This is a genomic window from Arthrobacter alkaliphilus, assembly GCF_021483235.1.
In the GTDB taxonomy this organism is placed as follows: Bacteria; Actinomycetota; Actinomycetes; order Actinomycetales; family Micrococcaceae; genus Arthrobacter; species Arthrobacter alkaliphilus.
Genome location: NZ_JAKEEC010000024.1, coordinates 44,611 through 63,105, shown reverse-complemented (window position 1 = coordinate 63,105; position 18,495 = coordinate 44,611). Strand labels below are relative to the sequence as shown.

The window sequence follows — 18,495 nt, the reverse complement described above, 5'->3', positions numbered from 1 at the left end:
GTCACCATCGCCAACACCGAGTCCGCACCGGGATCAAGCGCCCAGATCATCGCCGACATCTCCGGATACCAACTCAAATAACCACCCGCCCCTAAGGGCAGAAAAGGTCCCGTCTGATGCCATCAGACGGGACCTTCTTCGCAATCCGGGAGGTCAGATTAAGACATGCCCACCCCCTCCTTGTATTTTTCCATTGCTTGGGTACTATTCGCTTGTCCGTGCGAATAATCAGCGGACGTTTACCAGCTTTTGCTTGGATAAATGGGGGATTTCGTGGCTGCTCGATCGGGTTTTTCGCTCGCTAGATTCGTACTCGGCGGGGCGTTATTGTCAGGCTTGGTCCTGACGAGCGCGCCAATGGCGCAGGCAGCGGACGGCGGGGTGACCGCCGCCGGACTCGTCGCGTCGAGTCCGGCGAACGTGGCTCTCACGCCTGTTCCGGCGGAGCCAGGCACGGCGGTGACGATCACCCCGACCCGGTTCCTGGACACCAGGACATCCTCTGGCGACGTCGGCCCGGGCGGTTCGGTGAGCTTCCAGGTCGCGGGGGTACATGGGGTGCCGGCCGATGCGTCCGCAGTCGTTGTGAACATCACCGTGACCATTCCGTCTTCCCTGCGGACGAACAGGTCGTTCGGATTTGTCACGGCCCACGCCTCGGGAACGGCTACGCCGAATGCCTCGAACGTGAACTACGAGGCGGGACAAACGGTGTCGAACCTTGCGGTCGTGCCGATTGGGGCTGACGGAAAAGTCACCCTGACGAACACATCGCAGTATGGCGGAGTGAGCTTGGTCGCCGACGTCTCGGCATATTACCTGGGTGGTGCTCCTACCGCCCCAGGTGCTTTCGGTGCACTGGCCCCGACTCGGTTCCTCGATACCCGGACCTCAGGCAAGGTCGGACCCGGGGGTTCGGTGTCCTTCCAGGCAGGTGCGGTGGCCGGTGTTCCAGCCGATGCCGCGGCGGTCGTAGTGAACCTGACGGTGACCGAACCGTCGTCGTACGGTTTTGTCACAGCCCACGCCTCGGGAACTTCCACGCCCAACGCGTCGAACGTGAACTACCTCATGGACCAGACGATACCGAGCCTCGCCGTCGTGCCGCTGGGCCCTGACGGGAAGGTGACGTTGACGAATACGTCCTCGGGCTCGGTCCAGCTCGTTGCGGACGTCTCGGGTTACTTCCTGGCGGGCACGCCCGTTGATGCGGGGGCTTTCGGAAAGCTCGCTCCGACCCGGTTCCTGGACACGCGTACGTCCTCGGGTCCGGTAGCCGGGGGCGGGATCGTGTCCTTCCAGGTGGCCGGGGTGAACGGGGTACCGGCGAACGTGGCCGGTGTGTGGGTCAACCTGACGGTGACCGAAACTCAAGGTGACGGGTTCCTGACCGGCTTTGCTTCCGGCACGCCGGCGCCCGGAACGTCGAACCTGATCTACGGATGGACCCACAAGACGGTGGCCAACATGGCATACCTGCCGGTCGGGACCGACGGGAAGGTCTCCGTCGCGAACAACGCCCCGGGTTCCGCCCAGATCATTGCCGACGTGTCCGGATATGTCCTGAAGTAGCAACTCCTTGTGTACTGTGGCAACCATCCTGCCCATGACGGCTTGGGCATAAAAATTGGGGTCTAAATGAAAAAAGTGCTCGCACCGCTCGGGATTCTGTTTGCTGCCGTACTGGCGTTGACCGGCTGCGGAGGTCCCGCAAACCCGGGCACCGCCGCCGCTTCTTCCTCGACACCAACACCAACGCCTACGCCGAAGACGTACACCAATGAACAACTTGCCTCGATCGTCGCGCAATTGAAGGATGACCAGGGCAAGCCCTTGACTGTGGTGCCTGCTGCGCAGCTGGACCAAGGCTTCGTTTCAGCGAAGCAGATGCTGGCGTCTGCCGCCATTACACCCCCGGCGTGCGCGGCGTTGGCGAACACCAACGCGCAAGTTCCGGATGGGGCGACTTATGCGGCAGGGCAGAGTATTTCGGCGGCCGATAAGTCCATCACAGTGATCACCGCACTGGCGGTGAAGGATCCGGCCGTCCTGGCGGGCCAGACGAAGAAATCCAGTGACGCGCTCTCCCAGTGTTCTACCTTCACGATCGAAGTGGGAGGGCAAAAAATCACTACCCAGACACAGCCGTTGCCGCAGAAGACAAGCGGAGACCAGTCGACGGGAGCGTTGAGCACCCAGATCCTGCCGTCGGGCCAGAAGGTGACCACCCTGACCGTGACCGGCGTGAAAGGCAATCTCGGAGCCACAGCGATCAAGACAGGCGCCACGGTCACCGCGGACTCCGCGGCGGAACTGGTCAAGCTCGTCAACGCCGTCCTCGGCTAGCGGTCCGCGGAGGACAACAGCTCAGGCGCTGAGGTTCAACAGCTCTACGTAGCGGTCTACCATCATGTGCTCGCCCTTGATCCGGGAGATCCGCTCGGGACTGGCGATCTCGCCGTCGGGAAGTTGTCCCGTGCCGCCGGACGGTCCCAACGGCAGGATGATGACGGGCTTCGACGGCGTGTAGGCGGCCAGTTCCGTTGAGCCTTGGATCTGGGCTTGGATGTTCTTGGCAACCACCGCGGCCTCGCGACCCGCGACGCCGGCCTTGTTCACGTCGATCGGCGAAATGTCGCCCAAGGCGTAGACGTTCTCGAAGCCCGCAACGCGGAGTTCGGGGGTGACGTCGAGGTATCCCGCGGCAGTCCGCGCGGCAAGGAGGTCTCCAGCCACGTAGTCCGTCTGCGGGGCTATTCCATAGCAGCGGAACCAGATGTCGGCATCGATGGCGGTTCCTTCCGCCGTGGTCACGGTAAAGGTAGCGAATTCACCCGCTGGGACGGGCGGCAACTGGACCAACGGACTTCCCAGAATCCGGCGTACGCCGAGTTCGTCCAGCTGCCGGTTGACCTCTATCCGCAGCCGGGGATCGTACGGCCCGGGAAGGATGTCCGGCGCCAAGTCCACCATCACAATGTCCTTCTCCGGCCACGCCGCCGCAATTTCGCCCGCAAACTCCAGGCCTACCGCGCCGGCGCCCAGCAGCATCACCTTGTCAGCACGTTTGAGCTCGTCATGTGCGGCCCGGTAACGGGCGATGGCCTCACTAGCGGCCATTCGATCGCTTTTGGCCGGGAAGGGGTAGCTGGACCCGGTGGCTAGGACGATGTAGTCCGGCGCCAGGCTGGCACCGGAAGCCAGCTCGACGGTGTGCCCGTCCACCCGGACAGCGCGGTCGCGAAGCACCTCACCGTGCACCAGAAGACGGTCATATGGGAGGAACATCCGCGGCAGGAAGTCGGTTTGGACCACGGATCGGAGGGCAGCGATGTTGTGCACGAAGGCGTCCTTGGGCTCCACCAAGGTGACCGTCGCATGTTCGTCCAGCGCCTTGGCTGCGGAGATCCCGCCGTAGCCTCCGCCAACAACCACCACAGTGGGGCGCGGAGCCTGATCGTTCATGGCAACTCCTCAGTTGATAGCCCGCGCGGCTCGGCTCATGCCGCCCAGGCTGTCCATGAAGCACAACGATTTCAGGAGGTCAATAATTTCTGTGCAACCCAGGCGGCGGCAGCTACTGCAGCGTTGCCGTCAGCCGCGCCACGTTGTCCACATATTTGGCCAGCATCGGCCGGTGCAGCCAGTCCTGCAGGGTCAGCTCCCGGCACATGTCCCGGTAGCTCGCCTCCACGGAGCGCATGCTGTCCACGGCTTCGGCGCCCAGGAGCATCACGGATACCTCCATGTTGAGCGAGAAAGAGCGCATGTCCATGTTGCTGGAGCCGAGGACGGCTACTTCCTCGTCGATCGTGAAGTGCTTGGCATGGAGCACGTAAGGCGCGCGGTACAGGTAGATCCGTACCCCGGCTTCAAGCAGCGCCTCGTAGTACGAGCGCTGGGCGTGGTGGACCAGGAACTGGTCGCCCTTCTCCGAGACGAAAAGTTCCACGTCGACGCCGCGCTGGGCCGCCGTCGTAATGGCGTACAGCAAGGAATCGTCGGGCACGAAGTACGGGCTGCAGATCGAGATGCGGTGCTGGGCCGAGTAGATCAGCGTATTGAAGAGGCGGAGGTTGTTTTCCGTGGCGAACCCGGGACCACTGGGAACCACCTGCGCGGTCATCCCCCGTTGTGCCGTATGCGCCGGTGCCGCGTGGACCGCGACCTGCAACTGATACTCGAGGGACTCGTCCGTTTCGCTGAGCCAGTCGGTGGCGAAGACAACGTTGAGCGTGGCAACGATCGGGCCCTCCATCCGCGCCATGAGTTCCACCCATTTCCGCCCTGCGCGCCGATGCTTGGGGTTGTTGTAGGAGGGCTCGATCAGGTTCTGGGAGCCCGTGAAGGCAATTTCGCCGTCGATGACCAGAATCTTCCGGTGGTTCCGCAAGTCCGGGCGGCGCCACTGGCCGTGAATAGGCAACAGCGGCAACATGCGGCGCCACTGGATCTGGCCACGCCTGAGCCTGCGGACCAATCTGCGGTAGCCGCGGATCCGCAACGTGCCGATGTGGTCGAACAGAAGACGGACGTTGACGCCGCGCGCAGCCGCTTTTTCCAACTCGGTGAGGAGCTCGTCCGTGACCGAATCGGTGCTCATGATGTAGAATTCCGCGTTCACGAACTTCTTGGCTCCCCGGACCGCTTCCGCCATGGCCTTGATGGACTCTTCGTAGCCGGGCATCAGTTCCACGGAATTGCCGTCGACCATCGGAAGCGATCCGAGGCGCCGGTTCAGTTCGCCCGCCGACGTCACCCATTCGGGTCCCGAGTAATTGGTGACGGCGTCGGCGAGCGCCGCGGTGCCCGCCCGCACGCGATCGTTGACTTCCTCCTGCTGCTCACGACGACGCCGGGACAAGCGGAAATTGCCGAACAACAGGAACAGGACGAAGCCGATCGAGGGAACGAGGAAAACGACCAGGAGCCACGCCATGGCCGTGGTGGGGCGCCGGTTTCCGGGGATCACGCCCAGCAGCACGACCCTCAAGACAATCTCGGCGATGGCCCAGGCGCTGAGGAGCCAGGTCCACTCAATCCCGAACTGAAAAGGGAACAGCACCCCACACCCCCACAATCAAATAGCCAGTCAAAGAACCAACAGTCCGCCCAGCCTATCCGGCGCACGGCCCCGTCACTGTTCGTCCTGCGGGCCGGCACTAAGCTGGAAGTATGACTTTACCTGCCCCCACGGTCCTCGTTTTCCTGGATCCCGCGTTCGAAAACGGCCGGGTCGCCGATTCCAGCCAGCCGCAACTCATGGCAACCGACCTGGGCGCCACCCGGGGGGACGGGGTCTTCGAGTCGCTGCTCGCCGTCGAGGGCCGTCCGCGCAAGGTGCAAGCGCACCTGAACCGGCTTGAGCGCTCAGCCCGCGCGCTCGACCTCACCATTCCCGAACCGGAGGCCTGGCGCCGCGCGATCGACACAGCGATCACCGAATTCCGCGATGCATACCCCGCGCCAAGCCCGGCCGAGGACGAAGTGGTGGTGAAGCTGCTGGTGACGCGCGGGGTAGAAGGAGCGTCGACCCCCACGTGTTGGATCCAGGCTTCGCCATCCCCCGCCGGCAGTCGCCGGCAGCGCGAGACGGGCATCGACGTCGTACTTCTTGACCGTGGCTTCGATACCGAGGCGGCGGACCGCGCCCCCTGGCTGCTGCTCGGCGCCAAGACGCTTTCCTATGCGGTGAACATGGCCGCGCTGCGCTACGCGCACAAACAAGGTGCGGACGACGCGATCTTCACGTCGTCGGACGGCCGTGTCCTGGAGGGCCCGACGTCGACGGTCTTGTTGGCCCACGTTGAATCGGTCGACGACGGCGCCGGCTCGGTGCGCACGGTCAAGCGCCTCATCACTCCACAGCTGGACAGCGGCATCCTGCCCGGCACGTCGCAGGACGCGCTGTTCGCCAAGGCGAAGGCAGCCGGCTGGGAGCTGGGCTATGGCCCGCTGGTCCCGGAGGACCTGTTCGACGCCGACGCGGTGTGGTTGATCTCAAGCATCCGGCTCATCGCGCCGGTCAACCACGTGGATGGCAGGGAGATCGGCACGCCGGCAATGCGCAAACAACTGACGGCCGAACTCAACGAACTGTTCGCGGGGATCGAGTAGGTTTCCGGGGCCGCTACTGGCTCAGGATCTGTTCGCGCAGGATGTCCGCGTGGCCGCAGTGTTGCGCAAGCTCGCGCAGCATGTGGAGGTACACAAAGCGCAGCGGCAACGGGCCGCGCCGGTTGCCATTGAGCATGTCGTCAAGCTCCAAGGACGACGTCGCTTGGCGCGAAGCTTCGCATGCCTCGCGGTGTGCCTGCTGGATTGAAGCGATGGTGTCGTCCTCGTCGAGGATAAACGACTCGTCCGGAGTGGCCGGGATCCCGATTTCGGCGCGCGAACGGCAGGTGATGGCTTCGTCGAACCAGACTTTTTCTACAAAGGTCGCGTGCTTCACGAGGCCCAGCAGGGTGGTCCGGGACGGGACCAACGAGCGGCGGGCCTGTTCCTCCGTCAACCCGTCCAAGCACCCGTTGAGCGCACGCCGGTGCTCATCGATGAACGCTTCGAATTGGATCCGGATTGGCCGGTTGAAGATGTCCTCGGCAAGGATCACGGTTGCACCTCCGTCTTTCGTCAAGCAGGGATTTAGCCAGCGTTGTCGTGATCCGAGCTTAGCGTCCATGGCCAGGGGATCGAATGGCGTGAAATAGAATCCGTTCATGCGTCTGGCGATCATTGGAACGGTTCTCCTTGGGGTGGGTGCCGAGGCAATCGCCACAGGGACCCTGTCTTTCACCGAACTGACGGCGCTCGTGGACCGGGTAGCTCCGATCCTGCTGTTTGTCGTCGCGATGACGGTTGTGACGGAGCTGTGCAGCGAAGCCGGAGTCTTCCTTTGGACGGCGCGGCGGCTCCGCTACTGGGGCCGCGGATCCAGCCTTCTCTTGTGGCTCTTACTGGCGGTCTTCGCAACGCTGAGCACCGTTTTTCTTTCTTTGGACACCACGGCGGTGCTATTGACCCCGGTGGTGGTCAGTGTGACGCGGCAAGCCGGACTGCCGGTCCTGCCTTTCGCGTTGGCGACCGTCTGGTTGGCCAACACGGCGAGCCTGCTGCTGCCCATTTCCAATCTCACCAACCTTCTGGCCCAGCACAGCCTTGGCGGCATTACTCCGGGCGGCTTTGCCGGCCTGATGTGGGCACCCTCGCTGGCCGCCGTCGTCGTACCGTTGCTCTTCATCGGCATCGTCTTCCGGCGCGATCTGCGCAACCGCTATTCACGGATCCCGGTGGTGCGGATCCGGCCGGACCAGTCGGCGGGCACGGAATCCAGGCCCGCGGCGGACCGGGTCCTGCTCGTATGCAGCGCCGTCGTGCTGGCCCTGCTGCTGCCCGCGCTGGTGTCCGGGCTCCCGGTATGGATCCCGGCCTCGGGCGGGGCGGTTGCGCTCGGTGCGGTGTTCGCGTTTCTGCGGCCGCGGGTTCTCAAGGTGTCGCTGATTCCTTGGTCCCTAGTGCTGTTCGCTTCCGGCCTCTTCCTGGTCATGGAAGCGGCCAGGCATCTGGGGGCTCCCGAGTTGCTGGGACAGTTGGCCGGACAGGGCCAGGGATTCATGGATCTGGTTCGGCTTGCCGCGGCGGGCGCCGCGGGTTCCAATGTCCTCAATAATTTGCCTGCGTACCTGCTGGCAGAACCGCTGGCCAGGTCTCCCGTGCGAATGGCCGCGTTGCTGATCGGAGTCAACGCGGGCCCGATCATCACACCGTGGGCTTCCCTGGCCACCCTGTTGTGGCACGATCGCCTCAAGCGCATGAATGTCTTGATTTCGTGGAAGGGCTACGCGCTCTTCGGATTGATTGTGGCGCCCCTGACCGTTCTTGCGGCCGTGGGGGCGCTCGCAGCCACGGGACAGTGAGTGCTTCCGGCTGTCTTCGAACGCAAAGAATCACGACAGAATATAGAACAGCCCGCCCGGGACTTACACGAGAAGGACGTGCATCATGCTCAGTCTGCAGGACATCGATAACATCGTCCTCAACGGGGGGATTGTGGTGGACGCCGCCGGCGAGAAAATCGGCTCGGTGGAACAGGTTTTCACCAGCGGCGATTCCGGGCATCCCGTCTTTGTCACCGTGCGGACGGGCCTGTTCGGCATGTCCCAATCTTTCGCCCCGCTTTCCGGAGCAAGCCTGGAGAATTCAGTGATCACGGTGGCCTTCTCCAAGGACAAAGTGACGAACGGCCCGCGCATCGAGAGCGACCGCGGCGTGATCACAGAGTCGCAGGAGCAGGAGCTCTACAGCTATTACGGGCTCGACACCGAGGCGTCCAACGATGCCGGGACGGAAACCGATACCGCGGAAGCCGGGATGGCGCCCGAGGCCCCGGCCGGGGAGACCGCACCGGAACCGGGCCTGCAGCGGACGCCTCCGCAGACTCCGCAGCCCGACGGCGGCCTCCCACACCCGGCGAACCCTATTGTGCCGCCAGGGCTGCAGTAGTTAACTAGTTGCGCCGGGCAAGCTGGATCAAAGCGTCTGGTGCGCCGGTTCTGGGGCCGGCGCACCAGGCTTCCAGGTCCGATCGGTGACAGTTCCCGCACCAGGCCGAAGAGGTCCTTGGGGTCGTCGGGATTCGCTACGCCCATTCCCCAAGAGCGTTTGAGTCCGTAGGGTATCGACATGAGCATCTACATCAGCCCTGACTCTGCTGCCTGGTCCCTGACGGCCATGGCGACTGCTGCTTCAGCGGGATCAATCGACGATGCACATGGCATGTCCAACTTGGTGAAGGAAATCTACGAGACAGAAGGTTTCGAAGCCTTGTCGGGCGTGGTATTTGCCTTGGCTCATCACCACAGCCTCTCGCTGCATGCGCTCGCCACGGCCACCGGGATATCCGTCCACGAGCTACTGGAAATCCGGAAGCACCAAGGTTCCAGTTTTCATCACTCCCCCTCGGGAGTGGCATCGCGTTTCGACGCCCTTTCACCCCGGATCCAGGCAAGCCTGGAACCGTTGCCGAATGAAACCGAGGCCTAGTCTTCCGGTTACGGAACATGACGGCAGCCGGCGGGGCGCCGTCGTGGATGTTATTTTTCTTCTTGAGTAATGAGCACCAGCGCGAAGCCCTGACTTGCTGGTCGGCAACCCTCTCTCCGGCGGGGTGCCTCAGGTGACTACTCGGCGTATCGACACTTTCGAACTGCAAGCGTGACTGAGGAGCACCAATGCCTGAACCCACTGAAGAAAAACTCTCGTATCGTCTCATCACGGGCCCGGACACGAAGGAATTCTGCGAGCGGATCTCCGCCGCCCTCGCGGAGGGATACGTGCTGCACGGCAGCCCCGCCGCCACCTTCAACGGCATGGACGTGATCGTGGCGCAGGCAATCGTCCTGCCCGCGGCAATAGCGAGCGCGGATGCTGCCGTAGCCAATGCGGTGGATCAGCTTGATGAAGAGTTCGACGGCGAGGGCCACGCATGAGCTACGCAGGCGACCTCACCCCGCACGACGCCTGGGCCAAGCTTCAGCAAGGCGCCATCCTGGTGGACGTCCGCACCGAAGGGGAGTGGGCACACATCGGCATTCCGGACACCAAAGCCACCGAGAACGATCCCCTGTTCATCCAATGGAACCTGGCCGGCGGCATCCCCAACACCCGTTTCATCGAAGAGCTGACCCAGCAGGCCCCGGAGGCGGACGGCACCGAACTGGTTTTCCTGTGCCGCTCCGGACAGCGGTCCATCGCCGCCGCAATTGCCGCCACGCAGGCCGGCTACACCTCCTACAACGTCCTCGAAGGCTTTGAGGGCGAGCCGGACCGCTACGGCGAGCGAACCGTGAACGGCTGGAAAAACCGTGGTCTTCCAACGAACCTGGGGAAAATCTAAGTGACCTTCAACCCTGACGCCGCCAGCTGGAGCCCTGACACCCAGGCAGTCCGCGGCGGCCTTGACCGCAGCAATTTCCAGGAGACCTCCGAGGCGGTCTTCCTGAACTCCGGCTTCGTCTATGAATCCGCCGCAGCCGCCGAGCGCGCATTCACCGGCGAGGACGAGCGTTTCGTCTACTCCCGTTACGGCAACCCCTCCGTAGCTACCTTCCAAGAGCGCCTCCGGCTGCTCGAAGGCACCGAAGCGTGCTTCGCGACGGCGTCGGGCATGTCCGCCGTTTTCACCGCACTCGGCGCGCTGCTGGCCGCCGGTGACCGGGTCGTAGCCGCCCGCTCACTTTTCGGTTCCTGCTTCGTCATCCTCAACGAGATCCTTCCGCGCTGGGGCGTCGAGACCGTCTTCGTCGACGGGCCTGACTTGGACCAGTGGCGTGCTGCATTGTCCGAGCCCACCACGGCAGTGTTCTTCGAGTCGCCGTCGAATCCCATGCAGGAAATCGTGGACATCGCCGCCGTGAGCGAGTTGGCCCACGCGGCCGGCGCGACCGTCGTCGTCGACAATGTCTTCGCAACTCCCCTGCTTCAGCGTTGCGGCGAGCTCGGCGCGGACGTGATTGTCTACTCGGGGACCAAGCACATCGATGGCCAGGGCCGGGTGCTCGGCGGAGCGATCCTGGGCACCAAGGAGTTCATCGACGGTCCCGTCAAGCAGCTCATGCGGCACACCGGGCCCTCGCTTTCCGCGTTCAATGCCTGGGTGCTGACCAAGGGCCTGGAGACCATCGGGCTTCGCGTCAACCACTCCTCGGCCTCTGCTTTGCGGATCGCCGAGTGGCTCGAGGACCAGCCGGCCATCAGCTGGGTCAAATACCCGCTCCTGAAATCGCACCCGCAGTACGAGCTCGCGGCGAAGCAAATGAAGGCGGGCGGAACCGTGCTGACGTTCGAGCTGCTGCCCTCCGCCGGGCGCTCGGCGAAAGAGGCTGCCTTCGCGCTCCTCGACGGGCTCAGCGTCATTGACATCTCGAACAACCTCGGCGACTCCAAGTCCCTGATCACCCACCCCGCCACCACAACGCACCGGGCCATGGGTCCAGAAGGCCGCGCGGCGATCGGCCTGGCCGACGGAGTCGTCCGGCTTTCGGTGGGACTGGAGGACGTGGACGACCTCATCCGCGACCTGGAGCAAGCGCTCAAGCAGGTGTAGCCGCCGACGGGCTAGGCCGGTGCCTCGCGCCAGTCCTGGCGCACCCAAGTGAGGACGGGTTGCGGTTTGGTGTCGCTCTCGTCGTTTTCGGAACGCATCGTGATCTCGACGGCGTGCTCGACGACGGCGGCCAGCCCGGCGTCGTCGGGCGTGCCACTGTTGGTCCGGCTCCAGCGCTCGGCGACCGCACGCTGTTCGATCGCCCCGTTGCCGCGCCCCAAAAGGGTTGTCACACCCGCCCGCACCAGATCGAGCTCCCCCTGTTCAACCAGGACCGGTGCCAGGTAGTTCACCAGTGACCAGACGACGTCGGCAGCGGGCTCCGGACGGAAAGTGCCGAAATCGAGGAGTTCGGTGCGGAGCCCGAAGTTGCTCGCCTGCCACGACGCCATCCGCAAGAGGGCGGTGGGCACCGCCGCTGGTTCAATCCCGGCATGGTGCTCCCGGACCGCTGTTTCCACCAAAGCCCTGACCAGCACGGCGATCAAAGCCGCGTCTTCGGCGCGGAGGCAGACATCGGCCACCCGGACCTCGACCGTGGGGACGTGGCGGGACAGCCTCGCGTCAAAATAGATCATGCCTTCGTCCAGCAGCACGCCGGTCTCGATCAGCCTCCCGACGACCCGCCGGTACGAAGCCAAGGAGCCGTAGATCGGCGATGGTCCAGACGACGGCCATCGGTTCCAGGCCTGCGTCCTGTAGCTTTCGAAACCTGTGGCCAGCCCGCGCCAGTAGGGGGAATTGGCGCTCATCGCTGTGAAGACAGCAAGCTTGTCCCGGATATGGTCCAGGACCATGACGCCTTCTTCCGGTGACTCAACGGCGGTGTGCACGTGGAATCCGCAGGTGAGTTGCTCATGCGCGGTGATGCCGAACCGTTCAAGCATGGCGGCGTACCGCGGATCCGGCGTGGTGTGCAGGGCCGCGTCCACGGGCGAGGTGGCCAACGCCGCGATCCGCGCACCGTGGCGCCGGGCAGCGTGGCTGGCAAGCCCCCGTGCTTTGCGGATCTGGTGCAGGAGCTCGGCGTAGCTGTGGCACGGCCGGGTCTGGGTTTCGATCTGCTCCAGCTTGAGTTCGTGGCTGAGACTGGTGTCGGTGCCATCGTCGTCGGCCGAGCCGTTGTGTGCTGTGCCGTCGTCGGCCGAGCCGTCGCCTGCCGAGCCCGAAAGGAGCGCGTCGGCAAGGGCGAGCGGCTCGCCGGTCACTGGATCGACGATCAGCAGTTCCTCTTCCACCCCAAAAGTGCGCACGCAACAATTGTGCGCCATGGGGGCCTTGCGGACACAGTTTTGGCTGGTACGGCCCACGCGGCGGCGCACCGGGGTGCGGACGTCCGACGGATTCTGCTGGATCATCGCTGCCATACGCGTCGTATGCAGCCCGTTTCCGGGCAACGGCGAAAGGCAACCCGCGGATGATCCAGCAAAATGTCGGCCAACTCATCCACATAGGCCACATTCCTTGGCTCGTCAGCCCCGGCATCGTGGCTAGCTGGATCCATGGATGCCTTGGAATACCTTGTCTCAGTGGGTGGTGTCGCCCGGGTAGGCCTGCTGCGCGCCAATGGCTATACGCCCTCAGCCATCCGCAAGCTTGCCATCGCCGGCGCACACCAACCACGAAAAGGAATATGGGCCCTTCCTTCAGCGGATACGGAATACCTCACGGCGCTTCTCAATAACGGGCAGCTCACCTGCGCCAGTGCCGCAATACGCTACGGCCTGTGGATCAAAGACAAGCCCGAACGTGTGCATCTTTCCACACGGCACTGCCGTGGCAGAGGCTTCGTCCGGCATGGTGGTCTTCGCCTGTCTTCGGGGACCGCCGTCCCGGTGGCCTCCGTGGAAGACACGGTCATTCATGCACTGACCTGCTTGCGGGACGTAGACGCCATTTCAATTGCGCAATCGGCCATCCAGGAGTTTGGTATCCCGCGTGAAATGCTCGAAAGCGAGATCTCCGCCAACTGGTACGGAAACGCGAGAAGGCTACTGGCCAAGGCGGATGGCCTGTCCGAATCGGTACCCGAGATCAGCGCCCGGCTACTGTTCGAATCGGAAGGCTTGGCCTTTCGCCGCCAGGTTCAGATCCAAGGTGTGGGACGCGTCGATTTTCTGATTGGCCGGCGGCTCATCGTCGAAGTCAACGGGTATGCCTTCCATAGTTCCCGGGAGGCGTGGAGAAAGGACATGGCACGCCTGAACGCTGCGCAGGCCCGCGGTTTTTACCTCTTGAGCTTCGCTCCCGAGACGATCTGGAACAACCCAGGGCAGGTGATGGAGGAAATCCGCGCCATCCTGGCCCTCGACAAGCCATCCTTGCCCTAAATAGTGGACGGCGTTGACTGGCAGCGATGGATTCTGCTGGATCATCGCCGGCTTGCCGAAGGCACACCCACCGTTTTCGCGCACCGGCGCAGGAGTGGCCCGGATGATCCAGCAGAATGTCCACTGGCAGCCCTCACGGTTGACGCGTCAGTCCTGGAAGTACTCGATCTTGGCGCCGATCGTGTTGAGACGTTCCGCCAGGTCCTCGTATCCGCGCTCGATCACATAGATGTTGCGTAACTCGGAAGTGCCACGGGCCGCCAGCATGGCCAGCAGCAAGCAGGCCGCGGGTCGGAGTGCCGGGGGGCATCCGACTTCCGCACCACGCCATTTGGTGGGGCCGTTGACATAGATGCGGTGCGGATCGAGCAATTGCACCTGGGCGCCAAGCTTGTTGAGCTCGGTCAGGTAGATGGCCCGGTTCTCGTAGACCCAGTCGTGGATCATGGTCTGGCCTTCGGCGTTGCCGGCGATGACCGCGAAGAACGGCAGGTTATCGATGTTCAGCCCAGGGAACGGCATCGGATGGATCTTGTCCTCCGGCGCACGCAGCCGTGATGGCTTGGTGGTGACGTCTACCAGACGTGTCCGCCCGTTGCGCGCGAAGTACTCTCCGGAAATCTCGAGCTGTTGGCCCATCTGCTCAAGCGTTGCGAGTTCGATCTCCATGAACTCGATGGGGACCCGGCAGATGGTGACCTCGGAGTTGGTCACGATGCCCGCGGTGATGAGGCTCATTGCCTCGATGGGGTCTTCGGACGGGAAGTACTCGATATCGACGTCGATCGCCGGGCGCCCGGTGATCTTCAGGGTGGTTGTGCCGACGCCGTCGATCGCCACGCCGAGCCCCTCGAGGTAGAAGCAGAGGTCCTGCACCATGTAATTGGGGCTGGCATTGCGAATCACGGTTGTACCGCTGCGGTGTGCGGCGGCCATGATGGCGTTCTCGGTCACGGTGTCACCGCGCTCGGTGAGCACGAAGGTGCGGTGCTCGTCGTCGGCCGGCGGGGCCTGCACGGAATAGAAGCCGGACTTGGCTTCCACGGAGAGTCCGAACTGCCGCAACGCCTGCATGTGCGGTTCCACGGTTCGCGTCCCGAGATCGCAGCCGCCGGCGTAGGGCAGTTGATACGTGGCCGCCTCATCGAGGAGCGGGCCCAGAAGCATGATGACGCTGCGGGTGCGGCGTGCAGCCTCGACATCCATGGAGGCGAGGTCCAGGTTCTCGGGCCGACGGATGCGCAGATCGTTGCCGTTCAGCCAGGTGCATTCGACGCCGATGGAGGTCAGAACCTCAACGATCCGATTGACCTCTTCGATCCGGGCGAGCCGTCGCAAGGTGGTGGTGCCGCGGTTGATGAGGCTGGCGCAAAGCAGTGCGACGCCGGCGTTCTTGCTGCTGTTGACGTCCACCGAGCCGGAGAGCGTACGTCCGCCCTCCACGCGCAAGTGGGTCATCTGCTGTTTGCCGACCTTGACGATGGTTCGTCCGAAGATCGACTCGAGGCGCTCGATCATGCGGAGGCTGAGGTTCTGCTTGCCCTGCTCCATCCTGGCAATGGCGCTTTGGCTGGTGCCCAGTTCCGAGGCGAGCTGTCCCTGGGTCCAGCCCTTTTCGCCGCGGGCGTCGCGAAGGAGGAGACCTACATGTTCGGCAGTTGGTTGCGTCATAGCCAAAAAATATCACAAATGTTCTAGCAAGCAATGGTTTTGTGATGCAGCACGCCAATTTCGCCGAGCAATAGTCATTTCGTGCGATACGAGCGTCAGTTGCCCTGCTTGAGCCAGACAAAGTGCCAGGTGCCTGCCCATTGCGCCGCGAGCACGGCCGCGGCTGCGATGAGCAGCCCGCCGGCCAGAACCCACACGTCGAGGCGGCTGTAGGTGGACTCGCGGGCCCACGTCCGGCGTCCGCCGCCGAAGCCGCGCGCCTCCATGGTCACGGCCAGGCGGGACGCCCGACGGATCGCCTGCACCAGCAGCCCGAAGCTTTGGCCGAGCATGGCCTTGGAACGTTGCCGCGGGGTCCCCTGCGAGCCGACACCCCGCGCACGGCGCGCCATGCCGATTGTCTGCCACTCTTCCGCCATGAGCCCCACGAGACGCAAAGCCGCCAGGGTGCCCAGGACAAAACGGTGCGGCAGCTTCGCCTTTTGCGCCAGAGCGTCAGCAAGATCGGTGGGATCGGTGCAACTCATCAGTAGGAGGGCCGGTAAGGCGATCGCCAGGCCGCGCAGCATGAAGCCGACTCCCAACTGAAGCGAGCCTTCACTGATAGACCAGATCCCGACGTCGAGCAGTACCCTGCCGCTGCTGGCCGACAGGATCGTCGTGCTCCAGCCGCCCAGAGCGGCCGCGATGATCAGGGGCCAGCCACGCTGCCAGAGCAAACGGACGGTCAGCCCCGCGAGGGGGAACAACGCCAGTTCGCCGAGGAGCGCAGTCGAAGCCGACACCAGGTCAATGGACAACGCCAACACCAGGGTGATCAGGAAGACCGACACAAACTTGGCCAGCGGATTGGCGCGTGTCAGGAGGGCGTTGTTGGCCCGAAGCGTCAGCGCTTCCCTCATGCCGCACCTGCTTCCAGCCGGTCGCGGCCTTGCAACGCGGGCTCGAGGCGCATCTCAGTGCCGCCCAGCACAGAGCTGAATTCCCGGTCGTGGGTGACAGAAACCACCGAAGTGCCGGCGTCGAGCAGTTCGGACAAGAACGACGCAAGCTCAGCCCACGTGTTCGCGTCCTGGCCAAAGGTTGGCTCGTCCAGCACCAAGACGCGGGGGTGCGCGGCGAGTACCGTGGCAACGGATAGCCGCCGCTTTTCGCCCCCGGAGAGGGTGTACGGATTGGCTTCGACGAGGTGCCCCAAGCGCAGCCGTTCCAGCAACTCGTCCACCCGGTCCTCGCCATGGCCAAGGTGCTTGGGGCCGAACATGAGCTCGTCGAGCACCCGCCCGGTGACGAACTGGTGCTCGGGCTCTTGGAACACCGTCCCGATCCGGGAGATCAGCTGCTGCGCTTTCCACTTGAAAGGATCGTCCCCGGCGCCGTCGCTGAGCCCGACGGCGGCAGTCACCGTGCCGGACACGGGCGCCAGGAGGCCGGCAAGGGTCAAAGCGAAAGTCGACTTGCCGGCGCCGTTGGGCCCAGTGATGGTCAATGCCTGCCCTGCGAACACTTCGGCGTCGAGCCCGGCCTGCACTGGAACGGGCGGAATGGTTTTGAACCCCCGGCGCCGTGGCCGGTCGCGTGACACCGCAAGGTCGTGGGTGGCCAGCAGCAGCTCACGCCGCCTTGCCGGCCCCGAGCCGCCCGCCGGCCCTGAGCGTGGGCGGGTGGCCGGTACGTACCCGGGCACCCAGACGCCGGCACGAATGAGCATGTCCCTCGCTTGGGCCAGGACGGTGTCCGGATCACCATCCAGGAGAACCGCCGGCGTTGAACCACCTGTGGAGGAGGAACTGCCCGGCTGGAGCACCACGATCCGGTCCACCAGGTCTTTCCAGACGGAGACCCTGTGTTCCACCACAACCAGAGTGGCGCCGGTCTTGTCCAGGCATCGGCCCACGGCGTCACGGACCTCGAGCACGCCAGCCGGGTCCAGATTGGCGGTCGGTTCGTCCAGGAGGATCAATCCGGGCCGCATCGCCAGGATTCCAGCGAGCGCAAGGCGTTGTTTTTGCCCGCCCGAGAGGGCCGACGTCGGGTGGTCCAGCGCAAGACCGCCGCCCGCAGTGCTCCTCAGCCCGACGTCGTCGAGCGCTTCATGAACGCGTTTCCAGATCTCGTCACGCGGCACGCAAAGGTTTTCGGCACCAAACGCGACGTCGTCGCCCAGCCGGGAAAGCACCACCTGGGTTTCGGGGTCCTGCTGCATGAGTCCGGCACGCCCCCGCTGAGCCCGCGGGGAAATGCCGTCCACGAGCAGGGAGCCGGTTTCGTCGGCGTCGTCCCCTTCCTCGCCCAGCACGCCCGCCAAGGCATGCAACAGCGTGGACTTGCCCGCCCCCGAAGGGCCGAGCAGCAGGACCCGTTCGCCTGGCCGGATGTTGAGGTCCAGCGCGTGGATGGCCTGCGAGGCGCGGCCCGAGTGCCGCCACCCCCAGCCTTGGGCGGAAATGGCGGCAGGCCGCACCTCAGTGGCGCCGGCTTCGGGACCAGGCATCAGGAAAAGACAGGCTCCGAAGCGGCTTTGCGCGACGCGAACGCGCTCAAGACGCCGGTCTTGGCCAGGCCGCGGGTCGCGAGCCAGGCCAGGGCACCGGCGATGACGGCACCGGAAACCGTGCAGAGCGCGATGTACACGAGCTTGTCGACGGGCTCGTAGGCGATGTTCCAGCCCCACGGGAGGAAGGAATCGTTCAGTCCGCAGAACAGGCCCGCACCGGCCCCGGCCAGCAGCGAAACCGGCAGGTTGAACTTCTTGTACATGAAGGCGAGGAAGATGAGTTCCGCGCCAAGGCCCTGGAGCAGGCCCGAGATCAGCACGGTGGTGCCGTACTGGTTACCCATGATGAGCTCAGCGGTGGCGGCGACGGTCTCGCAGAAGATTGCCGCACCGGGCTTGCGGACAATCAGCATGCCGAGGATCGCGGGGATCATCCATCCGCCGGCAATCAGGCCGCCCAGCGGTGGGTAGCCGGCGGTCGCGGGCGTGACAACGAGGGCCATCTGGTCCCAGGCCCAGAAGATCACGCCGCCGGCGATGGAAATCAGCGCAGCCACGACGATGTCCACGACGCGCCAGTTGTAACCAGGCTTGGTCAGGCCCGGCCTTGCAGAAATACCAGTCATTTTGTCCTCCTGAGGAACAGGAGGGGAAAGTGTTCCCGGTTGCCTGCAAGCGGCTTCCACCGCGCCGGTCCGGACACTATGAGAACTCGACTCCCTTGCGCCGGTACTAGCCGGATCAGGTTCGAGGGTCTGCGGCTGTCCGCACTCTCAGCGCCCGTCCTCCGTGCCGCATTGCTGCGAGCCCGACGGCGGCGCTCCCCTGTCGTTATCAATTCACCCTTTTGGGCCTGGTTCAGTTTACACCTTGACGGGGTTGCCCGCGCTGTG

18 protein-coding genes and 2 riboswitches are annotated in these 18,495 nt (G+C 64.3%); of the genes, 10 read left to right on the top strand and 8 right to left on the bottom strand.

Annotation, left to right across the window (positions count from 1 at the left end):
• The first annotated feature begins 357 nt into the window (after nt 1-357).
• Nucleotides 358-1,572: a hypothetical protein gene (locus L0B83_RS15500; protein ID WP_234759448.1), complete on the top strand. Its 1,215-nt coding sequence runs from the start codon at nt 358-360 to the stop codon at nt 1,570-1,572.
• A gap of 66 nt (nt 1,573-1,638) precedes the next feature.
• Nucleotides 1,639-2,346 (top strand): hypothetical protein, encoded by a 708-nt coding sequence (locus tag L0B83_RS15495; protein ID WP_234759447.1) that lies wholly within the window; start codon nt 1,639-1,641, stop codon nt 2,344-2,346.
• A 21-nt stretch (nt 2,347-2,367) separates the two neighbouring features.
• Here L0B83_RS15495 and L0B83_RS15490 read toward each other — a convergent pair whose 3' ends face one another.
• Nucleotides 2,368-3,465, bottom strand: a complete 1,098-nt coding sequence (locus L0B83_RS15490) for an FAD-dependent oxidoreductase (RefSeq protein WP_234759445.1) — start codon at nt 3,463-3,465, stop codon at nt 2,368-2,370.
• Nucleotides 3,466-3,577: 112 nt separating this feature from the next.
• On the bottom strand, nt 3,578-5,065 hold the full coding sequence (gene cls / locus L0B83_RS15485) for a cardiolipin synthase (protein ID WP_234759444.1): 1,488 nt from the start codon (nt 5,063-5,065) through the stop codon (nt 3,578-3,580).
• 110 nt (nt 5,066-5,175) lie between these two features.
• Here cls and L0B83_RS15480 point away from each other — a divergent pair, with 110 nt between their 5' ends.
• Nucleotides 5,176-6,117, top strand: a complete 942-nt coding sequence (locus L0B83_RS15480; RefSeq protein ID WP_234759443.1) for an aminodeoxychorismate lyase — start codon at nt 5,176-5,178, stop codon at nt 6,115-6,117.
• A 13-nt stretch (nt 6,118-6,130) separates the two neighbouring features.
• On the opposite strand, the gene L0B83_RS15475 is transcribed toward L0B83_RS15480, so the two are convergent.
• Nucleotides 6,131-6,637 (bottom strand): DinB family protein, encoded by a 507-nt coding sequence (locus L0B83_RS15475; protein WP_234759439.1) that lies wholly within the window; start codon nt 6,635-6,637, stop codon nt 6,131-6,133.
• Between the two features lie 82 nt (nt 6,638-6,719).
• On the opposite strand from L0B83_RS15475, the gene L0B83_RS15470 reads away from it, so the two are divergent.
• From L0B83_RS15470 to L0B83_RS15445, 6 genes are all read left to right on the top strand, one after another.
• A complete protein-coding gene (locus tag L0B83_RS15470; RefSeq protein WP_234759438.1) occupies nt 6,720-7,916 on the top strand; it encodes an SLC13 family permease in 1,197 nt (398 codons plus the stop codon).
• An 85-nt stretch (nt 7,917-8,001) separates the two neighbouring features.
• Complete coding sequence (locus L0B83_RS15465) at nt 8,002-8,502, top strand: PRC-barrel domain-containing protein (protein WP_234759437.1); 501 nt, start codon at nt 8,002-8,004, stop codon at nt 8,500-8,502.
• A gap of 180 nt (nt 8,503-8,682) precedes the next feature.
• The gene (locus L0B83_RS15460) at nt 8,683-9,042 is read left to right on the top strand and encodes a hypothetical protein (RefSeq protein ID WP_234759436.1); all 360 of its coding nucleotides are present in this window, start codon (nt 8,683-8,685) and stop codon (nt 9,040-9,042) included.
• Nucleotides 9,043-9,107: 65 nt separating this feature from the next.
• Nucleotides 9,108-9,220, top strand: a riboswitch (SAM riboswitch).
• A gap of 10 nt (nt 9,221-9,230) precedes the next feature.
• Nucleotides 9,231-9,488, top strand: coding sequence for a DUF1737 domain-containing protein (locus L0B83_RS15455; protein ID WP_234759435.1), 258 nt, complete (start codon nt 9,231-9,233; stop codon nt 9,486-9,488).
• On the top strand, nt 9,485-9,895 hold the full coding sequence (locus L0B83_RS15450; RefSeq protein ID WP_234759434.1) for a rhodanese-like domain-containing protein: 411 nt from the start codon (nt 9,485-9,487) through the stop codon (nt 9,893-9,895). The genes L0B83_RS15455 and L0B83_RS15450 overlap by 4 nt, the downstream gene beginning before the upstream one ends.
• Complete coding sequence (locus L0B83_RS15445; protein WP_234759433.1) at nt 9,896-11,104, top strand: O-succinylhomoserine sulfhydrylase; 1,209 nt, start codon at nt 9,896-9,898, stop codon at nt 11,102-11,104.
• A gap of 11 nt (nt 11,105-11,115) precedes the next feature.
• Here L0B83_RS15445 and L0B83_RS15440 read toward each other — a convergent pair whose 3' ends face one another.
• Complete coding sequence (locus L0B83_RS15440) at nt 11,116-12,357, bottom strand: glutamate--cysteine ligase 2 (protein WP_234759432.1); 1,242 nt, start codon at nt 12,355-12,357, stop codon at nt 11,116-11,118.
• Nucleotides 12,358-12,606: 249 nt separating this feature from the next.
• Between L0B83_RS15440 and L0B83_RS15435 the strand changes: the two genes are divergently transcribed.
• Nucleotides 12,607-13,434: a DUF559 domain-containing protein gene (locus L0B83_RS15435; protein ID WP_234759431.1), complete on the top strand. Its 828-nt coding sequence runs from the start codon at nt 12,607-12,609 to the stop codon at nt 13,432-13,434.
• Between the two features lie 147 nt (nt 13,435-13,581).
• Here the strand turns inward: L0B83_RS15435 and L0B83_RS15430 are convergent, their stop codons facing one another.
• The 4 genes from L0B83_RS15430 to L0B83_RS15415 all read right to left on the bottom strand — a co-directional run bounded on the left by L0B83_RS15430 (nt 13,582) and on the right by L0B83_RS15415 (nt 18,228).
• Entirely contained in the window at nt 13,582-15,105 is a 1,524-nt protein-coding gene (locus L0B83_RS15430) for a UDP-N-acetylglucosamine 1-carboxyvinyltransferase (protein WP_234759430.1), read from the bottom strand.
• Nucleotides 15,106-15,200: 95 nt separating this feature from the next.
• The gene (locus L0B83_RS15425; protein WP_234759428.1) at nt 15,201-16,007 is read right to left on the bottom strand and encodes an energy-coupling factor transporter transmembrane component T family protein; all 807 of its coding nucleotides are present in this window, start codon (nt 16,005-16,007) and stop codon (nt 15,201-15,203) included.
• The gene (locus L0B83_RS15420; RefSeq protein WP_234759426.1) at nt 16,004-17,599 is read right to left on the bottom strand and encodes an ABC transporter ATP-binding protein; all 1,596 of its coding nucleotides are present in this window, start codon (nt 17,597-17,599) and stop codon (nt 16,004-16,006) included. Before L0B83_RS15420 ends, L0B83_RS15425 begins: the two co-directional genes overlap by 4 nt.
• Nucleotides 17,599-18,228 (bottom strand): ECF transporter S component, encoded by a 630-nt coding sequence (locus tag L0B83_RS15415; RefSeq protein ID WP_234759425.1) that lies wholly within the window; start codon nt 18,226-18,228, stop codon nt 17,599-17,601. Before L0B83_RS15415 ends, L0B83_RS15420 begins: the two co-directional genes overlap by 1 nt.
• 74 nt (nt 18,229-18,302) lie before the next feature.
• A riboswitch (TPP riboswitch) is annotated at nt 18,303-18,439 on the bottom strand.
• Nucleotides 18,440-18,495: the final 56 nt, after the last annotated feature.